The organism is Prochlorococcus sp. MIT 1307 (assembly GCF_034092395.1).
GTDB lineage: Bacteria > Cyanobacteriota > Cyanobacteriia > PCC-6307 > Cyanobiaceae > AG-363-K07.
In genome coordinates this window covers 975,953-996,482 of record NZ_CP139301.1, presented here as the reverse complement: position 1 = coordinate 996,482, position 20,530 = coordinate 975,953, and the positions used below count along the sequence as shown (strand labels likewise).

Here is a 20,530-nt window from a genome sequence, read left to right as displayed (position 1 = left end):
ATTTATTATTAACTTAATTATTCAATTGTTGAAATTAAGTTTATCTAAATCCAATCCTAAAGAAATAATCAGTGAAGAGAAACTAGTTAATGGAGAAAATGACGCATGCCTGTGAAAAGCATGGTAATTCCTAACTCGTCACAGGCTGCGATTGAATCTTTATCTCTAATGCTTCCTCCTGGTTGGATGATTGCTTTGATTCCATATTCACCTGACATTTTTACGGTGTCATCAAAGGGAAAGAAGCCATCACTTGCTAAAACTGCGCCTTTTGCTTTCTCTCCAGAAGCATCTAGGGCTAATTTAGCTGAACCTACTCTATTCATTTGGCCAGCACCTATTCCCAAACTTTGGCCAGAAGAAGCAATTACTATTGCATTTGATCGTACATGTCTTACTAAACTCCAGGCAAAAGCAAGATCCTTCTTTTCTTTTTCGGTGGGGCACCGCTTTGTGACTACCCTCCAGCTTTCGGGCCTTATTATTTGATTATCTTGATCCTGCACTAAGATACCTCCTAATATACTTCTCGCATGATTTTTGCTAACTTGGGTTAGGGACTCTGGAGTTAATTGCAAAAGTCGCAAGTTTGGCTTTTTGGATAGAATTTCTCTTGCTCCTTTATCAAAAGAAGGTGCAACAACACATTCTAGAAAAAGATTAGTTAGTAAAGTTGCTGCTTCTGAATTTACTGAATAATTAAGTGCAACTATTCCACCAAATGCGCTAACTCGATCTGCTTCTAGTGCGCGACTGATGGCATCACAGGACGAAGTGCTTATTGCTACACCGCATGGATTTGTGTGCTTAACAACTACCGCAGCTTTTTGTTTATCAGGATTTGTCTCATCATTGCTATAGCCAAATTCGCGAACTGTCGATAGTGCTGCTTCTAAATCAAGCAGATTATTTGTGCTCAATTCTTTGCCTTGAAGTTGAGTAGCGCCACCCCAGCCTTTGTTCTTTGAGCTATACCAAGATGCACATTGATGGGGATTTTCGCCATAGCGGAGCTTTTGCTGTAGAGGCAAAACCTCTAGCCATTGTGATTTGTCTAGCTTTAGCTTTTCTGCTATCCAGTTACTAATAGCAACGTCATATGCTGCAGTGTGTTCAAATGCTTCCAGAGCGAATTTTTGACGCATTTGTTCTGTGACTTGATCGGCTTTTAATGCATCGAGGAAATAGCGGTATTGATTTGGATTAGTGAGAATTACAACATCAGAATGATTTTTTGCTGCTGCTCGAACCATTGCAGGACCACCAATATCTATATTTTCAATCGCAGTTTCCCAGTGCACATTTGGATCTGTCACCGTTTGCTGAAAGGGATAGAGATTGACAACAACTAAATCAATTTTGGAGATATTTTGCTGCTCTAAATCTCTTAGATGTGTTGATTCAGTTCTTTTGGCAAGTATGCCACCATGCACTCGGGGATGGAGAGTCTTGACTCGGCCATCAAGTATTTCTGGAGACCCTGTGTAGTCAGCTACTCTTGTAACTACAACATTTGCTTCTTCAAGGCTTTTTGCGGTGCCTCCACTAGAAATGATTTGATAACCATAGTCTTCAGTGAGGGTTTTAGCTAAAGGCACTAAGCCTTCTTTATCTGAAACACTTAACAAGGCTATTGGTGCCATTAGAGATAAGGGGAGAGGCATTCCATTCGTCAACCTACGCACTAGAGATGCAAATTACTGGAATGGAAAACGAACTTATTTGTGAAGGTACTGCGGGTGCCACCCATAGATTGATTTTGCTACATGGTTGGGGTGCAGATGCTGAGGATTTGATTTCTCTTGGTCAAGTGCTAAGAAAAGGACTGAAGAGGAACAAACTTGAATTAATTGCACTTCGGGCTCCTCAGCTGCATCCTGGTGGTTCTGGGCGCCAGTGGTATGGATTGTTTCCCCCTGATTGGTCTTCGGTGCCTGCAGCGATTGATGCTCTTAAGCTTCGAATAAAGGCTTTTTGTAGAACTTCGATCGGTTTAGAGAAAACTGTAATTCTTGGTTTCTCCCAAGGTGGAGCGATGGCATTAGCTTCTGGATGTGAGCTCCCATTGGCGGGATTAATTGGTTGCAGTGCTTATCCACATCCGAATTGGAGCCCGCCAGAAAATTTCCCACCGGTCCTATTGATACATGGACTGCAGGATGAAGTTGTTCCGATTGATGCTTCTCGAAAATTACTGACTTTTTTCAAAGCACAGCAAGGAAACGTCGATCTTTTGATATTTGAAGGTGGGCACCAAATTCCTGAAGAGCTGATAATTAAAATTCAACAGGCACTTGATAAATGGTTGGTTTGATATCAAATATTTTCAAACAAATGCATATTCATACTCTTCAATTTCTTCCCAGTCGTCTGCTGTGAGCTCAAGGCCCTCAAAAATGAGAGATTCGCCGATAGCGTCAACTATTGATCTAAGTGAAGGGAATAGAAAATGATTTTCTTCCGCGTATTGGGCACTAAATAGGCCTTTTTCACCCCAGAAAAACCTGTCGGTTGTGTGCTCGTTTCGGCGGACATTCAAGATTGCTGGTGAAGAGAGCCCAATCTCTGCTATGTAACGACGGGCTGCTGTAACAGGTTTGTGCTCTCCTGTCTCGAGATGGAATATTGGGACATGAGCCAAAACCCTCTGACCAGCTAGGCGTCTGCGGCTGATCCGCTTGCGCTTTTTTGACATTTAAGTGAACTCGTTTAGGAGTGAGATGGGGAGAGAACTGAAGCGGCTGAATGCCGTTCTTTGTAAAATCTCGGGCTATTGCACGAGTAGTGAGAGTCACAACCGACAGAGATCCGCGAGTAATTTTTGTCGTAGTAAAACCAGGACAAGTTATTTAGTGCAAAAATCAACTCGACCGCTTCATAGACAGAATTCATCTGTCTGTGCTGTAGCTTTGGTAGCACTGTGCGTGCGATGCTGCCGAGTCGACCTTTAAGCAACAAACGGGAAAGTGTTGTGACGATCGATACCTCCATCTTAATACTTTTTTTTGAATTTTCAACTTTTTCGCTCTGTCGATTTAGAGCTAAATCTGCTATCAAATCAACCGGGGATAGATGACTATGCAGTTATCGGAACGGTTTTTGAATCTTGTTCAACAGCAGTTAAAAAGTTTTGACAGTGAGGTTGGCGTTCAGCGTCTGGTCGTTTATGTGGCTCAGTCTAAAGATGGTCAATCTCCAAGTTTGGAAGCTGTAGGGCAATGGCCAAGTCTTGGTAGAGCTTTGCCTCCTGTAGAAGATGATCCGGGACTTCGCGCTCCATCCCCTGATAGAAGGTGGTATCCGCTTCAAGAAGGTTCCATCTTGCTAGGAGTCCTTAGGGCTGAATGCATTGGGGGGGATCAAGCTTGGTCTGAAAAACTGGATCAACGCTTGCAGGCGACTGCAGCAGCACTTGCACAGTGTCTTGGGTTAGAACTTGACCGTAGAAGACTTCTTGATGAACTGACTCAACAACGTGAGCAAATAGGGCTCATGGTGCATCAGTTGCGGAATCCATTAGCTGCGTTGCGGACATATGCACAACTTCTCTTGCGAAAACTTGGACCTGATAGTAATCATCGTGTTCTAGTTGAAGGCTTGTTGAGTGAGCAGGATCAGCTCAATAGATATGTATCTGCACTTGATGAACTGAGTCAGTCAAAACTGCTTTCATTTGATGGACCACCTACTTCATTGTTGCTCCCTCCAGTTTTCGCTGGAGGACCTTCATTAGATGTGCAATCTTTGCTGAAGCCATTAATTGAACGAGCGGCTGCTACTGCACATTTGCAAGGGCGTAAATGGTTCGGACCCAGGGAATGGCCAGTTTGGACAAATAGGCCTAGGCCTTCAGGCGATGGAGTAATTGCTGAAATTGTGGCCAATCTTTTGGAGAATGCTTTTCGCTATAGCTCTTCGACGATTCCAATAGGCCTTTTTATAAATGAAAGTGGACTGTGTGTTTGGGATCGAGGCACACCAATCGCTATAGATGAACGAGAAAGGATTTTTCAAAAAGGTGTCAGAGGAAAAGATACTAATGATTGTTCTGGGAGTGGTCTTGGTTTGGCATTAGGACTCCAATTATCAGAACAGATAGGTGGAGAGCTCAAATTAATAATTCCTCCTTCAGAAGTTGACTCTACTTTGCCAAAAGAAGGCAATGCTTTTTACTTAACCCTTCCTAAAGAAACAATGCCAGAAATAGAAGCATAAATGTTTCTACACAAACAACAGATGCTCCATAGGAATCACCATTGTGACCACCCAGTTTGTGACCTATTAGTTCCGGAAAAATAAAAGCAGGAAAAACACCACTTAGCAAACCAATTGTTGCATGAAATTGATTAATTGATTTGATTGGCGTTAGGTTTAAAATCAACAAGAAAACTGTAATAGCAATCAATGTTGCTTTTAGTTCGCTGAACCTCTTCCAGTGCAGCTTATGGAATGAACCTGCACCATTCTTGTGGAGATAAGAGAATTTTTGAATTGCCCAGAATGGTGCACATCTACCCCAGAATGTTGCTATTGGAATAGCAAGTGGAACAAGAGAATTAAGTTTAATTAGTGCTGCCAATTGAATTAGAAGAATAATAATTAAAGCTTGTACTCCACCCGCCCCAACTCTGCTGTCTTTCATTGCTTTTAAACATTTAACTTTTCCTGCGGCAAGTCCATCAGCAGTATCCATTAGTCCATCCAGATGAAGCCCTCCAGTAATCCAAATTCCAACTCCAATGGTCAGAAGAGCTATTGACTCTTTCTCCCAGCCGATTCGAGAAAGTAGTACCCATAAACCCGCTTGAACGAGGCCTATGACTATTCCGATCAAGGGGGCGAATCGGGCAATACGCTCAAATCGTGGCTTTATCCATGGAAAGAAAGGTAGAACAGTATAGAAAATCCAAGCTCCTGCAAGGTCTCTCGGCCATGTGAAATTGCTTAGGGTGCGAAATTTCAGTAAGTTCAAAGCTCAAACGAGAGTTTGGTTAGCTAAAGCTTTAATGGACTTAGGCCTTGTTTGCAAAATTGGATGTGTTTGATTTTCAGATCAAGGCTCAGTGCCCTAATACCAATGCTAGAGCGGGTTGTTTTGTTACCCCCCATGGGCGTGTGCTGACTCCAAGATTTATGCCAGTGGGCACCTTAGGGACTGTTAAAGGGGTCTCGTCTAGCCAACTGGCAGAAACGGGTGCTCAGATGATTCTTGCTAATACGTACCACTTGCATTTGCAGCCTGGCGAGGCAGTAGTTCATGCTGCTGGAGGCTTGCACAAATTTATGGGTTGGACTGGACCAATCCTTACTGATTCAGGGGGTTTTCAGGTATTTAGTTTGGCCCAGCTAAATAAGATTGATGATCAAGGGGTTTCTTTTCGGAATCCGCGTGATGGCAGTCATATTCATTTGACTCCTGAAAAAGCAATTGCGATCCAGATGGCTCTCAGGTCTGATATCGCTATGGCTTTTGATCAGTGCCCTCCCTATCAAGCTACAGAGAATGATGTAGAGGATGCTTGTGATCGCACCCATCACTGGCTTGAGAGATGTATAGAGACTCACGATCAACCAGATCAAGCTCTTTTTGGCATTGTGCAAGGTGGATGCTTTTTACACCTCCGAGAAAAGAGTGCTCAAACTGTTGCGAGTTTTGATCTTCCTGGTATAGCAATTGGAGGAGTAAGTGTTGGAGAGCCAATAAAAGAAATACACAAACTTGTGCGTGAGGTTGCGCCACTGCTTCCAGAGGATCGGCCTAGGTATTTAATGGGGATAGGTACTTTTCGAGAAATGACAATTGCTGTTGCAAACGGTATTGATCTTTTTGATTGCGTACTCCCTACTCGACTAGGCCGCCATGGTGCTGCTTTGGTTAGAGATGAACGCTGGAATTTGAAAAATGCTTGTTTTCGCGAAGATTACCAACCTTTAGATCAAACCTGTACCTGTGAGGCTTGTACCACTTACAGCAGGGCATATCTTCATCATCTTGTTAGAAGTGGAGAGCTCCTTGGTTTAACGCTTTTGAGTCTGCACAACCTTACTAATTTGATTCGTTTTACTAACGCGATAAGGCAATCAATTATTGAAGGATGTTTTTCAGAGGATTTCGCTCCATGGAAATCAGACTCGAAAGCACATCACACGTGGTAGCGTCAGTCGAACGACCATAAATTCCTAGGGATGGCAGCCTTTACTTTTGACTTGCTGGCTCAATTGCCTGAGGCTTATCAGGCCTATGCTCCAACTGTGGATGTGCTACCACTAATTCCTATTTTCTTCTTCTTGCTAGTTTTTGTTTGGCAAGCAGCAGTTGGGTTCCGTTAAGCGGAATTAAAGGAAGAAAGAGACCAAGGGCCTTAAAAGTCTTAAAAGTCGCCCATCCAAACAAGATTTTATAAGTTTTTATTTCTGGCTGCCTATTTTCAGCCGGAAATATTTTTGTGTTTTTTTTTAACCAGAAGAAATAAAATAGAACATTAATCTTTGCGAGTTAATTAAAAAAGAAGTTTCAAGGTCCATGGGGTATTGTTCCAGAAGAAATCTGCTTGATTTTTGGATTTAAATTATTATTTTCAATTGAATAGGCTGAGCTTTGATAAAGCGGTTACTCGTTATATTCCATGAGCTTTGAAGCATAGAAGATGATATTTATACCCAATCTTCTAGACAAAGTTCTCGTTGAGGTTCTTCAACTGCTTTCTCTATTAAATCTGCAAGTTTTAGGGCCCTTGAAGCTTGTTGGCCATCTACAGCAGGCTTTTCTCGTCCTCTTACACATTGCAGAAAATGTTCCAGCTCCGCATAAAGAGGCTCGATTGAGGTTGTACTTACTTCTTCAACGAAACCATCATTTCGGTATAACAATTCCCCATGGTCTGCTGAGTACCACTCATGAGCACGACGATGAATTTGGAGCGTGTGGTTTAAAAAGTCCGTTTCAACAAGGCTCCCTCTGCAATGTGCGCTTAAACTTCGAATTTTTCTGTGACTCATTTTGCTTGCACTCAGACTTGCAATAACTCCATTATTGAAACCAAGGGTGGCATTTACATAATCGATAGGTCCATCAGTGCTGCGCCCTCCAACTGCAGATAATTTCACAACGGGTGCCTGCGCTAACTCCAGAATTAGATCCAGGTCATGGATCATCAGGTCGAGTACTACCGAAACATCATTTGCACGATCTGCATTAGGGCTATGTCGGCGAGCTTCTAGTACTACAACTTCTTCGTTGGCTACTACTTTGATTAATTCTCGAAATGCTGGGTTAAATCTTTCGATGTGGCCTACTTGTAGTAATCGACTAGCTTTACTGGCTGCTTTGATTAATGAAGAAGCTTCTTCTTGACTTGCCGCGATTGGTTTTTCGATTAATACATGTTTAGTTGCTTGAAGACATTCAATGCCTACTTTGTGATGAAGCAAAGTAGGCACGGCAATACATACTGCTTCTACTTCCTTTAAAAGTGTTTGATAGTCCGCAAACCATTTACATCCAAACTGCTGAGTAGCCAGGAGGCCTCTTTCTTTGTCTGGGTCGGCAACACCAATTAGCTCGGCATCTTTTAAAAGACTAAGGACTCTGGCATGATGCCATCCCATGTTGCCTACACCTATAACTCCAACCTTTACTGGAATCATTGGTGGAGTCATTCGATAGATATTGTTGTTCTGATTGATTATCGACTATTGATTTCCCTCTTGAGCATTTGTGGTAAATATCAGTTTTACAAGATCTATTCTTGGGCCTTTCATAGAGCAGATTTCAAATTGAACATTTTTGTATATGAAGGTTTCTCCTGATACAGGAACATGTTGGAGTTTCTCAAGAACAAATCCAGCGAGTGTGTGGTGATCAGCAGATTCCGGTAAATCAATGTTTAATTGTCGGTTTAGTTCAAGAATCTCAAAATCTCCTGTGGCTACCCATTGCCCATGTTGACCTTCTAAAGCTTTTAAAGGTGTTTCTTCTTTATCTGCCTGTAGCTCGTCACCCACTATTTCACCTGTCAAATCTGCAGCAGTGACAAGTCCTTCTGTTCCGCCATGCTCATCTACCACTACAAGGAGAGGATTACCACTACGGAATAGTGGTAAAAGTTCAGCTAGCGTGCTTGCCTCAAGAACCATTTTGGCGGGTTTTAGATAGGGCCTAAGTGGTGTATTTGCTTTTAATGTTCCTTTGGAAATATGTTCGGCGAGTTCTCTGAGATCTAGAACTCCTTTTACCTCATCTAAAGAGTCGCCTATTACTAAGAACCGAGCATGACGAGTACGGTGGACCTCTTGCATTAGTTCTGCAAATTGAACATCCAATGAGAGGGTGACCATTCTTGATCTAGGCACCATTACTTCTCGGACCTGAGTATCTCGTAGTGCAAAAACACCTTCAAGAATGTTTTGTTCATCAGGACGTAGCCCAGTTACACCACCTGTTTCAATAAGGGTTTCTAACTCCTCTGCGGATAATGCTGGTACTAATGAATCCCATTTCGCATTTAAGCCAACTAAACGCAGTAGTAGTGATGTGAATGCCTCTAGGAGCGCGAGTGCTGGAGCCAAGGCTCTCATGACAGCTTCTAGAAGAGGCGCTAGATGAAGAGCTGCGGTGTCTGGTCTATTAAGAACTAGCGCTTTTGGAAGAAAGCCAGCAATTATTGTCGCCAGAAGAACTATTACAAGGAAGAGACTCAGATCCCAGATTCGACTTGCTGGCTGTTCATTAGGCCACCAGCGGGCGCTTAGCCCCCTACCTATCCATCCAAGAGTTACTAAAGCAAGAGTTCCGCCTAGTTGTGAAACCATTAAAGCTCTTCGCAAGCGACGCTGAAGCCGATTAATTGCTTTTGCTCCTGGTTTCCTTTCTTCGACTAAACGTTGTACACGGCTAGGTCGTAGTCGCAACAGAGAGACTTCTCCAGCAGCAAAAAATGCTGGTAGAACAAGCAATAATCCTAGGATTAGCAGTCTCATTAATGGGTTTGATGGGGGTCGCGAGGATCGAACTCGCCTTAGCCGAATTATGAGTTCGGTGCATTCACCAGATTGCTAGACCCCCTTATGTTGGATCTATCAAAGTTGCTTGATAATAATGAAGACCTTGCAGAAATAACAATTACGGTTGTTTATACCAAACTAGGAAATGATTCTGAAACCCATTAGTCACTATGGTTGCTCTCCCCACAACTAAGGAGGCTTGTAAAGACAAACTTCTCAACATGCTTGCAGGAGGAGCATATCGTTCTGGGGATTTCACGCTGGCTTCTGGCCGAAAAAGTGCTCATTATGTCAATTGCAAGCCTGTAAGCCTTAGTGGTGTGGGCCTTTCACTGATAAGTACTTTGCTTTTGGATCAAGTACAGGATGATGCTTTATCTGTCGCAGGCTTAACCCTGGGAGCTGATCCTCTTGTTAGTGGTGTAGTGATGAAGGCAGCACAAATGGGACGCTCTCTCGACGGTCTTATAGTTAGAAAGGAGGCCAAAGGGCATGGAACAGGTGCTTGGCTTGAAGGCCCTCTTCCTCCAAAAGGCTCTTTAGTAACAATTCTCGAGGATGTAGTGACAACAGGTGGATCTTCTTTGAAAGCAGTTAATCAAATACGAGAGGCTGGTTTTTGCGTTAAGCGTGTTGTCACTATTATCGATCGTCAGGAAGGAGGAGATGTTGCAATGAAGAATGAAGGCTTAGATCTGATTAGTCTTTTTCTACTTAAGGAGATTGAGTTAAGGGCAAATTCATTTATGCAATGACTAGAAATAGAAAACTTCTTTGGGATCAAATGATGCCTCTTCTGAGGCTTGAGGGTAGAGGGACTAGATCTTTTCTCCATGGACAGACAACCGTAGATTGTTTAAGTGCCAATCCAGATACATTTGTTCATGGCTGTTGGTTGAGTAGTACAGGTCGAGTTAGGGCCTTATTGGAAATTCGCTTGTTGGATGAGGGGGCAGAGATTTTGATCCTTGGAGGAGATGCTGAAAAGTTAGTGAAAGGATTTGATCAGGTCATATTCCCAGCTGATCAAGTACAGATAAAGCCTCTGAGCACTATAAGGAGAGTCCAATATTTGGCCTCTCCCAATCCCCAAAGGTTTAATGAGGTGTCTTGGCTATACCCTGATCAATCCTTACCAAATGAACTAAAGCCTTTTGAATCGGCAGCTCCAGAAAATTTTGAGAGATGGAGAATAGAGCAGGGGTTGCCAATTTCAAAGGGTGAGTTAAATGGAGAAAATAACCCTTATGAATTGGGTTTGTTCGATTTGATCAGTCTCAATAAAGGCTGTTATTTAGGACAAGAAACATTGGCGAAATTGGCTAATTTGGGCAAGGTGAAACAGGAACTTAGATTTTGGGAATGTGACGGTAAAATTTCCGTTGGGGAAAGGATAGTTAAAGCTTTTTCAAATTTAGATACTAAGGAGAGTGTCGGTTTAGTTACTTCTTCGGTGATTGATTCAGTAAGAGATTGCAGCTATGGCTTGGCAATGTTAAAACGTTCGGTTTTGTTAGAAGAAGAGCTTTTTCTTGAGAAAGATTTAAGGACTATGAGGATTAAAATGCCTCTGGGCTTTGTCGCTCTTCCCAAAGGAGATTGAAGACTTTTTTTAATCAAAAGAGTCTTGCTTTAAAAGCCATGATGCAACTGACCAAGTTGCGAGGCAATCGTCATGGTTGTATTTAAGTAGCCATTTCAAGGCATTTATATGGCCTCTTTTTTTGTCTCCGGCCCCTTTCCATTGTCTCCACCACATCAGTGCCCTTGCACCTTCTGCTCCTGCATGACTCCATTGGAAATTTGTCCAACTCGCGACTGTTTTTAATCCATAGCTATTTAATGGCAGGAGCCAGTAGAGTCTTAAACGAGCATGGATGTCGATAAAACGCTTTCTCAGTTCCTTCAGTTCAATGTCTTGCGCGCCTTGCCTTTTGGCTAGGCTCAAAATGCTTCTAGATTCAGTTTCACCATAATGAAGAATGGGCCAGTCTTTGAAAAAGGCCAGTTTGCGGTTAATTCTTTTCCAGCAAATATCTTCTCCATGGTCACTGAGCGTAAGGATTGGTTGGTATTTGGCGGCTTGTAAGTCCCACTCTCCATTATTTCTTCGGTTTAAGCGAACAAATCCATGAAGGAAGTCATCATGATTGTCTGGATCGGCCTCTATGTCGTACAACAACACACCAGGAGCATTAATAAGCTCTGGTAAGGCTTGAAGTCTAGATAATCTTTTTTCCTTTCCAGTGTGTTGTGCTTCTGCTTGAGCTACAAGTTGATGGGCAATTGCCGCATGTTGTTCTCCAAAACGGTTAAGACTTTTGCTAAGTACTTGAGGATTGGTTTTTGCTAAGTCCTGAAGTTTGTTGATGCCAAGTTCTTGCAACATTTGTTCTCGCTTAGCCCCTATCCCACTTATTTCACTTAATTGACCTTGTTCAGATGCTTCGTTGTTGCAAATTCCTCTCCATGAGCAAAGCGAGCATTTGCGGCGATCTGATGTGATTTGTGGGATTTCATCCCTTTTCAGATCTGCATTTAGCTTGATAAGAGCAACCTTGAGTTGATCTTGCAGCTTTTCAGATAATGAAATTGTTTGTCGCTCTAGATATTCGCCTGCTTTTGAAACAATTACTCCTTGAGTGACTGATGCTTTTTGAACTTGCTCTAGTAATAGGCCAACAAAGCACAAAGTTAGGCGGTGCTCTCGTGTGATTTTTCGCCCTTGCCGAGTCAGGACTGGTCTATAAACATATTTTCCCCATTTACACTCTCCTCCCATTCGTTCAAGTAATGGGGGATGTGCTTCTAACAATTCACCTGATGGCCCTACACCTTTTAGTCGCAAGCCTATGACTCCTTTCTTGCCCTGTTGACACGCCCTTAATCCTTTCCCAGCTTTCATGGGCAGTAGTTCAGCTAAGCACCTTTGCTGGTGATCTAACTGAAGAGCCCTATGAGCAGACCAAACTCGTTTTGTTTGATTACCAAATCGATCCAGCCAAGCTTTGCGCTTGCAGCGAACCCAACTTCGCAACAAACGATCAGTAATGATATTCGAGCTTTGAAAGTTCATATCCATATCTCGACGTTAAGTTCCTTGCCTTTTACTTCAAGCTCATCTAACCCTTAGTCATGGAAAAAAACCCACTGCGGCTATATGCCTCGCCTATTAAATTTGGGACGGATGGATGGCGCGGGGTTTTAGGGGTTGATATCACCCTTGAGAGGCTTCTAATTGTTGCTGCTGCTGCTGCACGAGAGTTGGCCTTTCGAGCACCCCTAGGTTTAAAGAGCCGAGTGATTGTAATTGGATATGATCATCGGTTCCTGGCATCTGAATTTGCAGAGGCCATTGCTTCTGCTGTAAGAGGCTGTGATTTAGACCCCCTGCTAACTACAACGCCAGTCCCTACTCCGTCTTGCAGTTGGGCAGTCGTCAAATATCAGGCTTTGGGTGCATTGGTCATAACTGCTAGTCATAATCCACCTGAATGGCTTGGATTGAAGATTAAAGGGCCTCTGGGTGGTTCAGTAGAAGGAGATTTTACTGAGGCTGTTGAGAAGAGACTCTCTGTGGGAGGTATTACGACTCCTATTGAGGGGAAGACTCAAAGATTTGATGGACGAAAAGAGCACCTAGATGGGCTACGAAAAAAAGCAGATATTTCTTCATTGACCAGGGGGCTTAAGGCAATGGGGCTGAAAGTTATTGTTGATCCAATGCATGGATCTGCTGCAGGTTGTATAGCCGAGCTTTTGGAGGCAGATCGGAATCAACTTGTCTCTGAAATCCGAGGAGAACGTGACCCTTTATTTGGTGGAAATCCTCCTGAGCCTCTAGCTCCATATTTAAAAAAGCTTATTGAGCGTGTGAAAGCATCGGCCTTAAAGGGGCAATCAGCTTTAGGAGTTGTTTTTGATGGAGATGGTGACCGAATCGCTGCTATTGATGAAAAGGGGAGGTTTTGTAGTACTCAGCTGCTTATTCCGCTTCTAATAGATCACCTTGCAAGGGTTAGACAATTGCCAGGATGTGTCATAAAAACTGTTAGTGGTTCTGATTTGATGCGTTTAGTGGCAGAAGATTTAGGCCGTGAAGTCCTTGAGCTGCCAGTTGGATTTAAGTACATTGCTTCTGAAATGCTTATTAAAGATGTACTTATAGGGGGTGAAGAGTCTGGAGGTATTGGCTTTGGTAGTCATTTGCCCGAACGTGATGCATTGTTTGCCTGCTTGCTTTTGTTGGAGGCATTAACTGAATCTAGGCAGACCCTTGCCGAAAGATTAGATGAACTTCAAGGCCGCTTTGGAGCAAGTCACTATGAACGTATCGATCTGCGGCTTAAAAATTTAGATATAAGAAAGCGTTTAGAAGCTTTTCTTCAAGCCACACCTCCTTCCAATGTTCTAGGGCAACAAGTAAAAGATGTCATTAGGATTGATGGTGTGAAGCTCAGACTAGATGTAATGCATTGGGTGATGTTCAGGTTTTCAGGTACTGAACCTCTCTTAAGAATTTATTGTGAGGCGCCTACGAAAGAAAAAGTTGATCAAGCACTTCACTGGGCAAAACAACTCGCCGAAAATGCATGAGCAAACCAAATATTTGAAATCTTGTCTGGTTATTGCCAGTGGAAATGTTGGGAAGATCTATGAATTTAGAAGGCTTTTGGCTGATTTCCCTTTAACTATTCATGGGCAGCCTGAGGGGTTGCATGTCGAAGAGACAGGGAATACTTTTCTTGAAAATGCACGTTTAAAGGCACTGGCTGTTGCAAATGCCACTGGCAAATGTTCTTTGGCAGATGACTCTGGATTAAGCGTGGATCACTTGGCCGGTGCTCCAGGTGTGCATTCAGCACGATATGCCAGTACTGATGAAGGACGAATTAGTCGTTTGCTCAGAGAAATGGAAACTTGTAAAAATCGCTCTGCTCACTTTAGCTCTGCTATTTGCATTGCTTCCCCGAACAATGAGATTTTGCTAGAGGTGGAAGGGAGGTGTGAAGGATTGATCACTAATAAACCAAGAGGGTCAAAAGGTTTTGGTTATGATCCAATATTTGAAGTTTTAGATACAGGGTTAACTTTTGCAGAAATGGGAATAGAAAAAAAACAGTTATTAAGTCATAGAGGTAGGGCCTTTGCTTTGCTTAAGCCAGGCTTAACAAACCTTCTTCAACTTTGACCAAGTTTAAGACTATTAATTAGCAGCAACTTATTTTTCTATTCTTAGGATTCATTAACCCAGCTTCCATGAAGCCCATGTGGAATTGAAATAGGTAGTTCAATTAAAGCTTCTTCTTTGAGATTATTTGCATTTAGTATTACTAGATCTGTTCCACGGCGTGAACCATTCCAGACTAAAACCAATATCCATCCTTCATCTTCGACGTGAGAGTTGGGTCTTGGAATCATTAGTGGTTCACTAACAAACCCTCTAGGTGCAGCACTCCAAATGGATTGCTCAAGATTTACTAAATCAAGTTTCTTTATAGCTTGCAGTGGCGCATACCCTTCTTTTCGTTCTGCAATTGCCATCCAGCTATAGCGAGCATGACGTCCCTGCTTTAGAGGATTTGTCGTAGCAAATTCACAACATTGATCACTAAATCTTGTAGTTATGACTTGTTTACTAGCAAGATTTATCTCACAACGTGAGAGTATTCCTGCAGGGATTTGATCAAAGTTCATTGTAAGAAAATCGTCCTGCGGTCCTACTTCTGGGAAATCCGGATAATGAATACTTTCAACTACGATTTGCTTGTTTTGTTCCCATGCATTTAGATGGTGGAAAACAAATCCATCTGGAGCATCGAAACTTCTAGGTTCTTGTCCTGCAAAAATTCCACAATCTCTTGGAATAAGCAAGAATTTTCCTTTGCTACCAGGTTTTGAAGACAAACATTGGGCAGCTCCTTTTTGCCCAAGTATGAATGGCAGTGGGTTGAATGAAATTGCATTTTGCAAAAAGATTGCCCAGTTTGGTGTAATTGCGAAGTCATGAAGAAATGAGAATCCATTAAAGCTGTCTTTTCGACTACTTATAAGTTGACCAGCATTTTTCCCTTCTGTTTCGAACTCCATTAATCGAACAGTACTTTTGGGACCAGTCTTTACCCCAAAAGTCACCATTCGACGAGTTCCGTGATGCCCAGGATCAAATCGAGGATGTGCGCTAAAGGGTTCTCCCTCTTTGAGGACTCCATTGAGATTGGAAAGTCCGTAGGTTTCAAGAGTAATGGGGTTAAGTGCGTGTGGTCCTGCTGCTTCCCAAAGAGCTAGTAGTTGGTCTCCAAGCTTGACGACATGGGTGTTGGCAATGTTTTTAAAACGGAGGTCAAAGGCATTTGCTATTGCACCACCTGGCTTTTGTGTTCCGAATACGCCTCTATAGATGAACTTTCCGGCCTCTTCTTCTTGTTGCCAACCTTCGGTCTGCACAAAGCGATTACTTAGCTTTAATTGACTTTCCTTGAAATGTAAGGAGGTGATCATTCCATCGCCATCAAATGGGTGATGCACTCTTTGACCATTGCGCTCTAAGCGACCTGGACCATTGCGATAAAAGAATCCACAAAGTTCCTTAGGGATTGTTCCTCTAAGTGGTTGAACTCTGACATTGTTCAGCTCTTTTTCAACATTGCAATAACCACTGGCCCAGTCATGTCGATCAAAATGCCTGGTCACCTTTGTAGTGGCAGGGTTTAAGGCAGATTTAGACACAGGCGATTGACTTCATGGATCATTAATAATCGCGTAAACAGGAGGTGGATTGAGGGAATGACTTTGGTAATAGAACTTTTAGCCTTAGACACCAGCTTGCTCTAAGACACCTTTGCTACTAGGTACAGTTCCTGATCTGCGAGGGTCGAATTCCGTTGCCATTCTTAGCGCTCTAGCGAAGGCCTTGAAGCATGCTTCGACAATGTGATGAGAATTAGACCCAGCTAATTGTCGAATATGTAATGTCAGGCCACTATTGTTCACCACTGCACCGAAGAACTCTTTGACTAATTCGGTGTCATAAGTTCCAATTTTTTGAGTTGGAATTACAAGTCCATAGCTTAGGTGCGGTCTGCCAGAGCAATCAAGAACAACTTGCACTAAAGCTTCATCCAGTGGCGCAACAAAATGGCCAAAACGCTTAATCCCAGAACGACTGCCTAGTGCTTGAGCGAGGGCTTGACCAAATGCAATTCCAACATCTTCATTGGTGTGATGATCATCTATATGCGTATCTCCCTTGGCTTTGATTTCTAGGTCTAGTAATCCATGGCTAGAAATTTGCTGCAGCATGTGATCAAGGAATGCAATGTCAGTGGCAACATTGCATTGCCCTTTCCCATCAAGTCCTAAACGAATAAATACGTCAGTTTCGCCAGTTTTGCGATGGATATTTCCAAGTCTTTGAGATGTCATATTCCTATTACAGATTAAGTAATGATGACAGTCAAATTACATTCCGTTAATGCAATATCCTGCATCAACATAAATAGTTTGTCCTGAGATACCGCTCCCAAGATCACTAAGTAAAAAGGCTGCAGTATTGCCGACTTCTTTTTGGGTCACTGTGCGACGTAATGGGGCTTTCTCTTCAACGTTATGGATCATCTCGAGGATGCCACCGATAGCGGAGCTTGCCAAGGTCCTTATTGGCCCAGCGCTTATAGCATTAACTCGAACTTTTTTTTCTGGGCCTAGTTCCGCCGATAGATAGCGAACTGATGCCTCGAGAGCTGCCTTTGCGACTCCCATGACGTTGTAGTTAGGGATTGCCCTATCTGCACCTAGATAGGTCAGTGTGACTACACCTGCTCCTTCACTGAATAGGGGTTTGGCATGTTTGCACAGGGGTGCCAGTGAGTATGCGCTAATTTCCAAAGCCCTTGAAAAGCCTTCGGAAGTTGTGGCGCTGTAATCACCTATCAATTCTTCTTTGCCTGCAAAAGCAAGGCAATGCACTAGGCCATCTAATTGACCCCATTGGCTCTCTATTGCCTGGAAAACCCCCTCTATCTGAGTTGAGTCTTGGACATTTAGTGGAAGAAAAAGGCTGGGGGTTAGTGGTGCAGTTAGCTCTCTTACTTTGGATTCAAAACGTCCCTTATCATCTGGCAGATAAGTGACTCCAATTTCAGCGCCTGCAGCATGTAATTGTTGAGCAATGCCCCAGGCGATGGAGCGATTATTGGCGATGCCTGTTACGAGGATCTTCTTGCCGCTGAGGTCTAGAAGCATCTGAATGGAATTATGGAAGTTATTTCTTTGATTCTCTCCCATGTGGTGCACAGCCTCTAAAAAATGCACAAATCTCGCTAATAATTAATTATTTAAGCCACGATGAAGGTCTGCTTTTAAATCTCATGGTCAAGACCCTTTCGACAATGCTGCCTTTGGGCACTACCCTTCCTGAGTTTGAATTGGCTGTTGTAAAAGGAACCCCTCTTTTTCGAAATGCTCGGCTAAGAGGGTTAGATCAAATCAACAACACTTTACTTGAGTTAAAGCCAGTTTTGGTGATGATTATTTGCTCACATTGCCCCTTTGTTAAGCATATTGAGGAAGAACTTACCAAGTTGGATGATGACTATGGCAATAGAGTGCAAATGCTTGCAATTGCTAGCAATAGTTTGATTACTCACCCTCAGGATGGACCTGAGAACCTTGCATCTCAAGCTCAGAAGCAAGGTTGGACGTTCCCATATTTGTTGGATACAAATCAAAACTTTGCTAAGGCGCTTAACGCAGCTTGTACTCCTGATTTTTTTCTTTTTTCACCTGTTAAAGCTGACCAGCAACAGCTTCGTTATCGAGGCCAGTTAGACGGTAGCCGTCCAGGTAGTAAAACACCCGTGACTGGAAATGATTTGCGCTTGGCTTTGGATGCAGTATTGGAGGATAAGGACGTCTCATGTGATCAAACACCTTCTATTGGATGCAATATCAAATGGCATCCAGGGGAAGAGCCTTTTTGGTTTAGTGGAACATTGAGCTAATTAATCAACAATCTTGTTAAAGCAAGTCCTAAGGTTATTTGCATGCAGATTCCCCCCTTTAGTCTTTCTAAACAAATTTCCTTGTTGGGAGATGATCTTAATTCAGCATTATTGAGGGTTTTGCAAAGTGGTCAATACATCGGTGGGGAAGAAGTAAACACATTTGAAGAGTCTTTTGCTGCAAGTATTGGTGTTCCCCATGTAGTGGGATGTAATAGTGGTACAGACGCATTAGTCCTTGCTCTGAGGGCGCTTGATATAGGAGCAGGAGATGAGGTTATAACAAGTTCTTTTAGTTTTTTTGCGACTGCTGAGGCAATTAGTGCTGTAGGTGCAAAGCCCATATTTGTCGAGATAGATCCAAGGGATTATTTAATTGACCTATCTCAGATTGAGAAAGTAATTAATTCGGCGACTAAAGCGATTTTGCCTGTCCATCTCTTTGGTTGCCCAGTTGATATGGAGCAGCTAATGGCGTTGGCTATGAAAAATGGCTTGAAAGTCATTGAAGATTGTGCCCAGGCATGCGGTGCGAAATGGCAGGGAAGATCAGTTGGTAGTTGGGGAGATATTGGCTGCTTTAGTTTTTTTCCTACAAAGAATTTGGGCGCTGCTGGAGATGGGGGATGTATTTCAACTCAAGATGGTCAACTTGCCCAAAGAATCCGCGAATTAGCTATTCACGGAATGCCCCGGCGATATTTGCATACTGAGCTTGGGTATAACAGCCGATTGGATGCAATACAAGCCGCTGTTTTGAACGTCAAGTTGCCTCACTTGGCTAATTGGGTAAAGAAAAGGGACCTTGTAGCGAAAAGATACTTAGATGCTCTAGATAATTTGCCTGGAGTTGAACTTCCTTCAACGAAATCTACAATTCATATGCTTCATGCTTGGAATCAATTTGTTGTAAGTGTGAAAGACATTTCTTCGAAGGACTCTCTTTCTAGTAAATTGTTTAGTCATCAAGAGATGAGAAGTTCTAATTCACCTGAAAATCAAAATCGTCGAGATTGGTTAAAGAATAGTCTTCGTAATCATGGTGTTAACACTATTATATATTACCCAATACCTATTCATTTGCAACCTGCATACTCTGAGCTTGGATACACGTCAGGGAGCTTGCCTATTACAGAGAGGCTTTGCAGCGAAGTTTTGAGTCTTCCAATCTTCCCTGAAATTACTTTTGAAGAACAGAATTATGTTATTAAAGTAATAAAGAACTTGCTTGCTTGAGGCTGATTATTTACTCTTCGATATTTAGGCTTCACCTTCTTATTGACTTAAAAAGAGCATGTTAAATTATTTTTATATTTTCAAGAATTGACAGGCCCTATACCAAGCTGTGATGCTCTTTCCATCAAGTAACTCATCTCCACTTTCTATGTATTCATTTAATTTATCTTTTGACATGTGAAGGACCTCAATGTCCTCATCATCATCCCCAGCGGGTCTTTCCTCTAATGCACTGAGATCGCGAGCTAGAAACATGTGAATGATCTCGTCTGAATAGCCTGGACATGGTGTCATTTGTCCTAGGAAATCCCATTGAGAAGCTGCATAACCAGCTTCTTCCCCTAGTTCTCTTTGCATTGAGAATAATGGAGCTTCCCCATCTTCTAATGTCCCAGCTGGGAATTCTAAAATTCTTCTAGAAATAGCAAATCGATATTGGCGAAGTAGAACAACCTCTCCATTATTTGTGATAGGTATTGCAATAGCTGCGCCAGGGTGATGAATTATTCCGAAGTTAGTTTCTATCCCCATTGGCAGTTTGATCCGATTTATGTCAAATCGAATCTTTTTAATTGTGAGTGAATCCTTTGTTTCTAAGAGGATCGATGGTTCTGGAGGCGGCAATGGCGCCATAAAGAAGCTTGTGATGAGCTACCAGCATGGCTCCTAATGGTGCAAATGGTTACTCATCGAGGGAACCTCACTCTGGCCAATCAAGCTGAGGTGGAAGACGACTGGGTTTGGTTTCGCCTTGATTAAGTGCTTCTCCTAGAGGGACAACCACAAAGCTCCTTGCTGTGAGACGGGGATGTGGAAGCGTGAGGAGTTCATGTTTTACTTGCAGTGTTCCCCATGCCAATAGGTCTAAATCAAGTGGGCGAGGCCCCCAGCGAATAGTGCAATTTTTGCGGTCTCTTCCAAAATAGGTTTCAATTTCTAAGAATCTTTCTAACAAATTAAGTGCTGATTTTTGCGTGGGTTTTAAAGAAGAAACCTTTGTTCCATCTACCACAACTACTGCATTGATATAGGGAGATTGCCCTATAGGTCCCCCCATTGGATCTGTTTCAAATAATGGGGACCAACGCCAACGCAAATCTGTAGAACTCTTCTCCTCATCTATTTTTTCGCCAAGTGATGTGTATAGCCAGTCACAAATAACTTTCTCTAATTGAGGCCTCACAGCAATTAGCGTTGAGGTAGGAGGTCCAAATGGACTGGGAACGTTTGCACCTAATGCGACAGCAAGAGTGATTTGATCCTTTTGGGTCGGTTTAATCATGAGCCGA

The 20,530-nt window shown here is 42.7% G+C and carries 21 protein-coding genes and 1 tRNA gene; 10 read left to right on the top strand and 12 right to left on the bottom strand.

Going from position 1 to position 20,530, the window contains the following annotated elements; translation table 11 throughout:
- Positions 1-86 precede the first annotated feature (86 nt).
- Positions 87-1,643: a bifunctional phosphoribosylaminoimidazolecarboxamide formyltransferase/IMP cyclohydrolase gene (gene purH, locus SOI82_RS05185; RefSeq protein ID WP_320668337.1), complete on the bottom strand. Its 1,557-nt coding sequence runs from the start codon at positions 1,641-1,643 to the stop codon at positions 87-89.
- Positions 1,644-1,705: 62 nt separating this feature from the next.
- On the opposite strand from purH, the gene SOI82_RS05180 reads away from it, so the two are divergent.
- On the top strand, positions 1,706-2,314 hold the full coding sequence (locus SOI82_RS05180; protein ID WP_320668293.1) for an alpha/beta hydrolase: 609 nt from the start codon (positions 1,706-1,708) through the stop codon (positions 2,312-2,314).
- 12 nt (positions 2,315-2,326) lie between these two features.
- On the opposite strand, the gene SOI82_RS05175 is transcribed toward SOI82_RS05180, so the two are convergent.
- On the bottom strand, positions 2,327-2,695 hold the full coding sequence (locus SOI82_RS05175; RefSeq protein ID WP_320668292.1) for a DUF3155 domain-containing protein: 369 nt from the start codon (positions 2,693-2,695) through the stop codon (positions 2,327-2,329).
- A 383-nt stretch (positions 2,696-3,078) separates the two neighbouring features.
- On the opposite strand from SOI82_RS05175, the gene SOI82_RS05170 reads away from it, so the two are divergent.
- Positions 3,079-4,215, top strand: a complete 1,137-nt coding sequence (locus tag SOI82_RS05170) for a HAMP domain-containing sensor histidine kinase (RefSeq protein WP_320668291.1) — start codon at positions 3,079-3,081, stop codon at positions 4,213-4,215.
- Here SOI82_RS05170 and cobS read toward each other — a convergent pair.
- The gene (cobS, locus tag SOI82_RS05165) at positions 4,184-4,972 is read right to left on the bottom strand and encodes an adenosylcobinamide-GDP ribazoletransferase (RefSeq protein WP_320668290.1); all 789 of its coding nucleotides are present in this window, start codon (positions 4,970-4,972) and stop codon (positions 4,184-4,186) included. The genes SOI82_RS05170 and cobS overlap by 32 nt on opposite strands.
- A 65-nt stretch (positions 4,973-5,037) precedes the next feature.
- Here cobS and tgt point away from each other — a divergent pair, with 65 nt between their 5' ends.
- Both tgt and SOI82_RS05155 read left to right on the top strand, forming a co-directional pair.
- Entirely contained in the window at positions 5,038-6,156 is a 1,119-nt protein-coding gene (tgt, locus tag SOI82_RS05160) for a tRNA guanosine(34) transglycosylase Tgt (protein WP_320668289.1), read from the top strand.
- A gap of 30 nt (positions 6,157-6,186) precedes the next feature.
- Positions 6,187-6,330, top strand: a complete 144-nt coding sequence (locus SOI82_RS05155; protein ID WP_320668288.1) for a photosystem II reaction center protein K — start codon at positions 6,187-6,189, stop codon at positions 6,328-6,330.
- A 324-nt stretch (positions 6,331-6,654) separates the two neighbouring features.
- Here the strand turns inward: SOI82_RS05155 and SOI82_RS05150 are convergent, their stop codons facing one another.
- From SOI82_RS05150 to SOI82_RS05140, 3 genes are all read right to left on the bottom strand, one after another.
- A complete protein-coding gene (locus SOI82_RS05150; RefSeq protein WP_320668287.1) occupies positions 6,655-7,659 on the bottom strand; it encodes a Gfo/Idh/MocA family oxidoreductase in 1,005 nt (334 codons plus the stop codon).
- A gap of 33 nt (positions 7,660-7,692) precedes the next feature.
- Complete coding sequence (locus SOI82_RS05145; RefSeq protein WP_320668286.1) at positions 7,693-8,979, bottom strand: hemolysin family protein; 1,287 nt, start codon at positions 8,977-8,979, stop codon at positions 7,693-7,695.
- Positions 8,980-8,991: 12 nt separating this feature from the next.
- Positions 8,992-9,064: transfer RNA gene (locus SOI82_RS05140), tRNA-Ile, on the bottom strand.
- Positions 9,065-9,173: 109 nt separating this feature from the next.
- Here SOI82_RS05140 and pyrE point away from each other — a divergent pair.
- Positions 9,174-9,758: an orotate phosphoribosyltransferase gene (gene pyrE, locus SOI82_RS05135; protein ID WP_320668285.1), complete on the top strand. Its 585-nt coding sequence runs from the start codon at positions 9,174-9,176 to the stop codon at positions 9,756-9,758.
- On the top strand, positions 9,755-10,606 hold the full coding sequence (locus SOI82_RS05130; protein ID WP_320668284.1) for a tRNA-modifying protein YgfZ: 852 nt from the start codon (positions 9,755-9,757) through the stop codon (positions 10,604-10,606). The genes pyrE and SOI82_RS05130 overlap by 4 nt, the downstream gene beginning before the upstream one ends.
- Before the next feature lie 9 nt (positions 10,607-10,615).
- Here SOI82_RS05130 and SOI82_RS05125 read toward each other — a convergent pair whose 3' ends face one another.
- Positions 10,616-12,079 carry a TM0106 family RecB-like putative nuclease gene (locus tag SOI82_RS05125; protein ID WP_320668283.1) on the bottom strand — a complete coding sequence of 488 codons (1,464 nt, stop codon included), beginning with the start codon at positions 12,077-12,079 and terminating at the stop codon, positions 10,616-10,618.
- 59 nt (positions 12,080-12,138) lie between these two features.
- On the opposite strand from SOI82_RS05125, the gene SOI82_RS05120 reads away from it, so the two are divergent.
- Positions 12,139-13,599: a phosphoglucomutase/phosphomannomutase family protein gene (locus tag SOI82_RS05120; RefSeq protein ID WP_320668282.1), complete on the top strand. Its 1,461-nt coding sequence runs from the start codon at positions 12,139-12,141 to the stop codon at positions 13,597-13,599.
- Positions 13,592-14,194 carry an RdgB/HAM1 family non-canonical purine NTP pyrophosphatase gene (gene rdgB / locus SOI82_RS05115; protein ID WP_320668281.1) on the top strand — a complete coding sequence of 201 codons (603 nt, stop codon included), beginning with the start codon at positions 13,592-13,594 and terminating at the stop codon, positions 14,192-14,194. Before SOI82_RS05120 ends, rdgB begins: the two co-directional genes overlap by 8 nt.
- A gap of 44 nt (positions 14,195-14,238) precedes the next feature.
- Here rdgB and SOI82_RS05110 read toward each other — a convergent pair whose 3' ends face one another.
- The 3 genes from SOI82_RS05110 to fabI all read right to left on the bottom strand — a co-directional run bounded on the left by SOI82_RS05110 (position 14,239) and on the right by fabI (position 17,247).
- Positions 14,239-15,732, bottom strand: a complete 1,494-nt coding sequence (locus SOI82_RS05110) for a carotenoid oxygenase family protein (RefSeq protein WP_320668280.1) — start codon at positions 15,730-15,732, stop codon at positions 14,239-14,241.
- An 84-nt stretch (positions 15,733-15,816) separates the two neighbouring features.
- Positions 15,817-16,428, bottom strand: coding sequence for an imidazoleglycerol-phosphate dehydratase HisB (gene hisB, locus SOI82_RS05105; protein WP_320668279.1), 612 nt, complete (start codon positions 16,426-16,428; stop codon positions 15,817-15,819).
- A 36-nt stretch (positions 16,429-16,464) separates the two neighbouring features.
- The gene (fabI, locus tag SOI82_RS05100) at positions 16,465-17,247 is read right to left on the bottom strand and encodes an enoyl-ACP reductase FabI (RefSeq protein ID WP_320668336.1); all 783 of its coding nucleotides are present in this window, start codon (positions 17,245-17,247) and stop codon (positions 16,465-16,467) included.
- Between the two features lie 125 nt (positions 17,248-17,372).
- Here fabI and SOI82_RS05095 point away from each other — a divergent pair, with 125 nt between their 5' ends.
- Together SOI82_RS05095 and SOI82_RS05090 are read left to right on the top strand one after the other, a co-directional pair.
- Complete coding sequence (locus SOI82_RS05095; protein ID WP_320668278.1) at positions 17,373-18,005, top strand: thioredoxin family protein; 633 nt, start codon at positions 17,373-17,375, stop codon at positions 18,003-18,005.
- A gap of 42 nt (positions 18,006-18,047) precedes the next feature.
- Positions 18,048-19,241 carry a DegT/DnrJ/EryC1/StrS family aminotransferase gene (locus tag SOI82_RS05090; protein ID WP_320668277.1) on the top strand — a complete coding sequence of 398 codons (1,194 nt, stop codon included), beginning with the start codon at positions 18,048-18,050 and terminating at the stop codon, positions 19,239-19,241.
- A 72-nt stretch (positions 19,242-19,313) separates the two neighbouring features.
- Here the strand turns inward: SOI82_RS05090 and SOI82_RS05085 are convergent, their stop codons facing one another.
- Positions 19,314-19,874, bottom strand: coding sequence for an NUDIX hydrolase (locus SOI82_RS05085; protein WP_320668276.1), 561 nt, complete (start codon positions 19,872-19,874; stop codon positions 19,314-19,316).
- A 67-nt stretch (positions 19,875-19,941) separates the two neighbouring features.
- Positions 19,942-20,523 (bottom strand): 2-amino-4-hydroxy-6-hydroxymethyldihydropteridine diphosphokinase, encoded by a 582-nt coding sequence (gene folK, locus SOI82_RS05080; protein ID WP_320668275.1) that lies wholly within the window; start codon positions 20,521-20,523, stop codon positions 19,942-19,944.
- Positions 20,524-20,530: the final 7 nt, after the last annotated feature.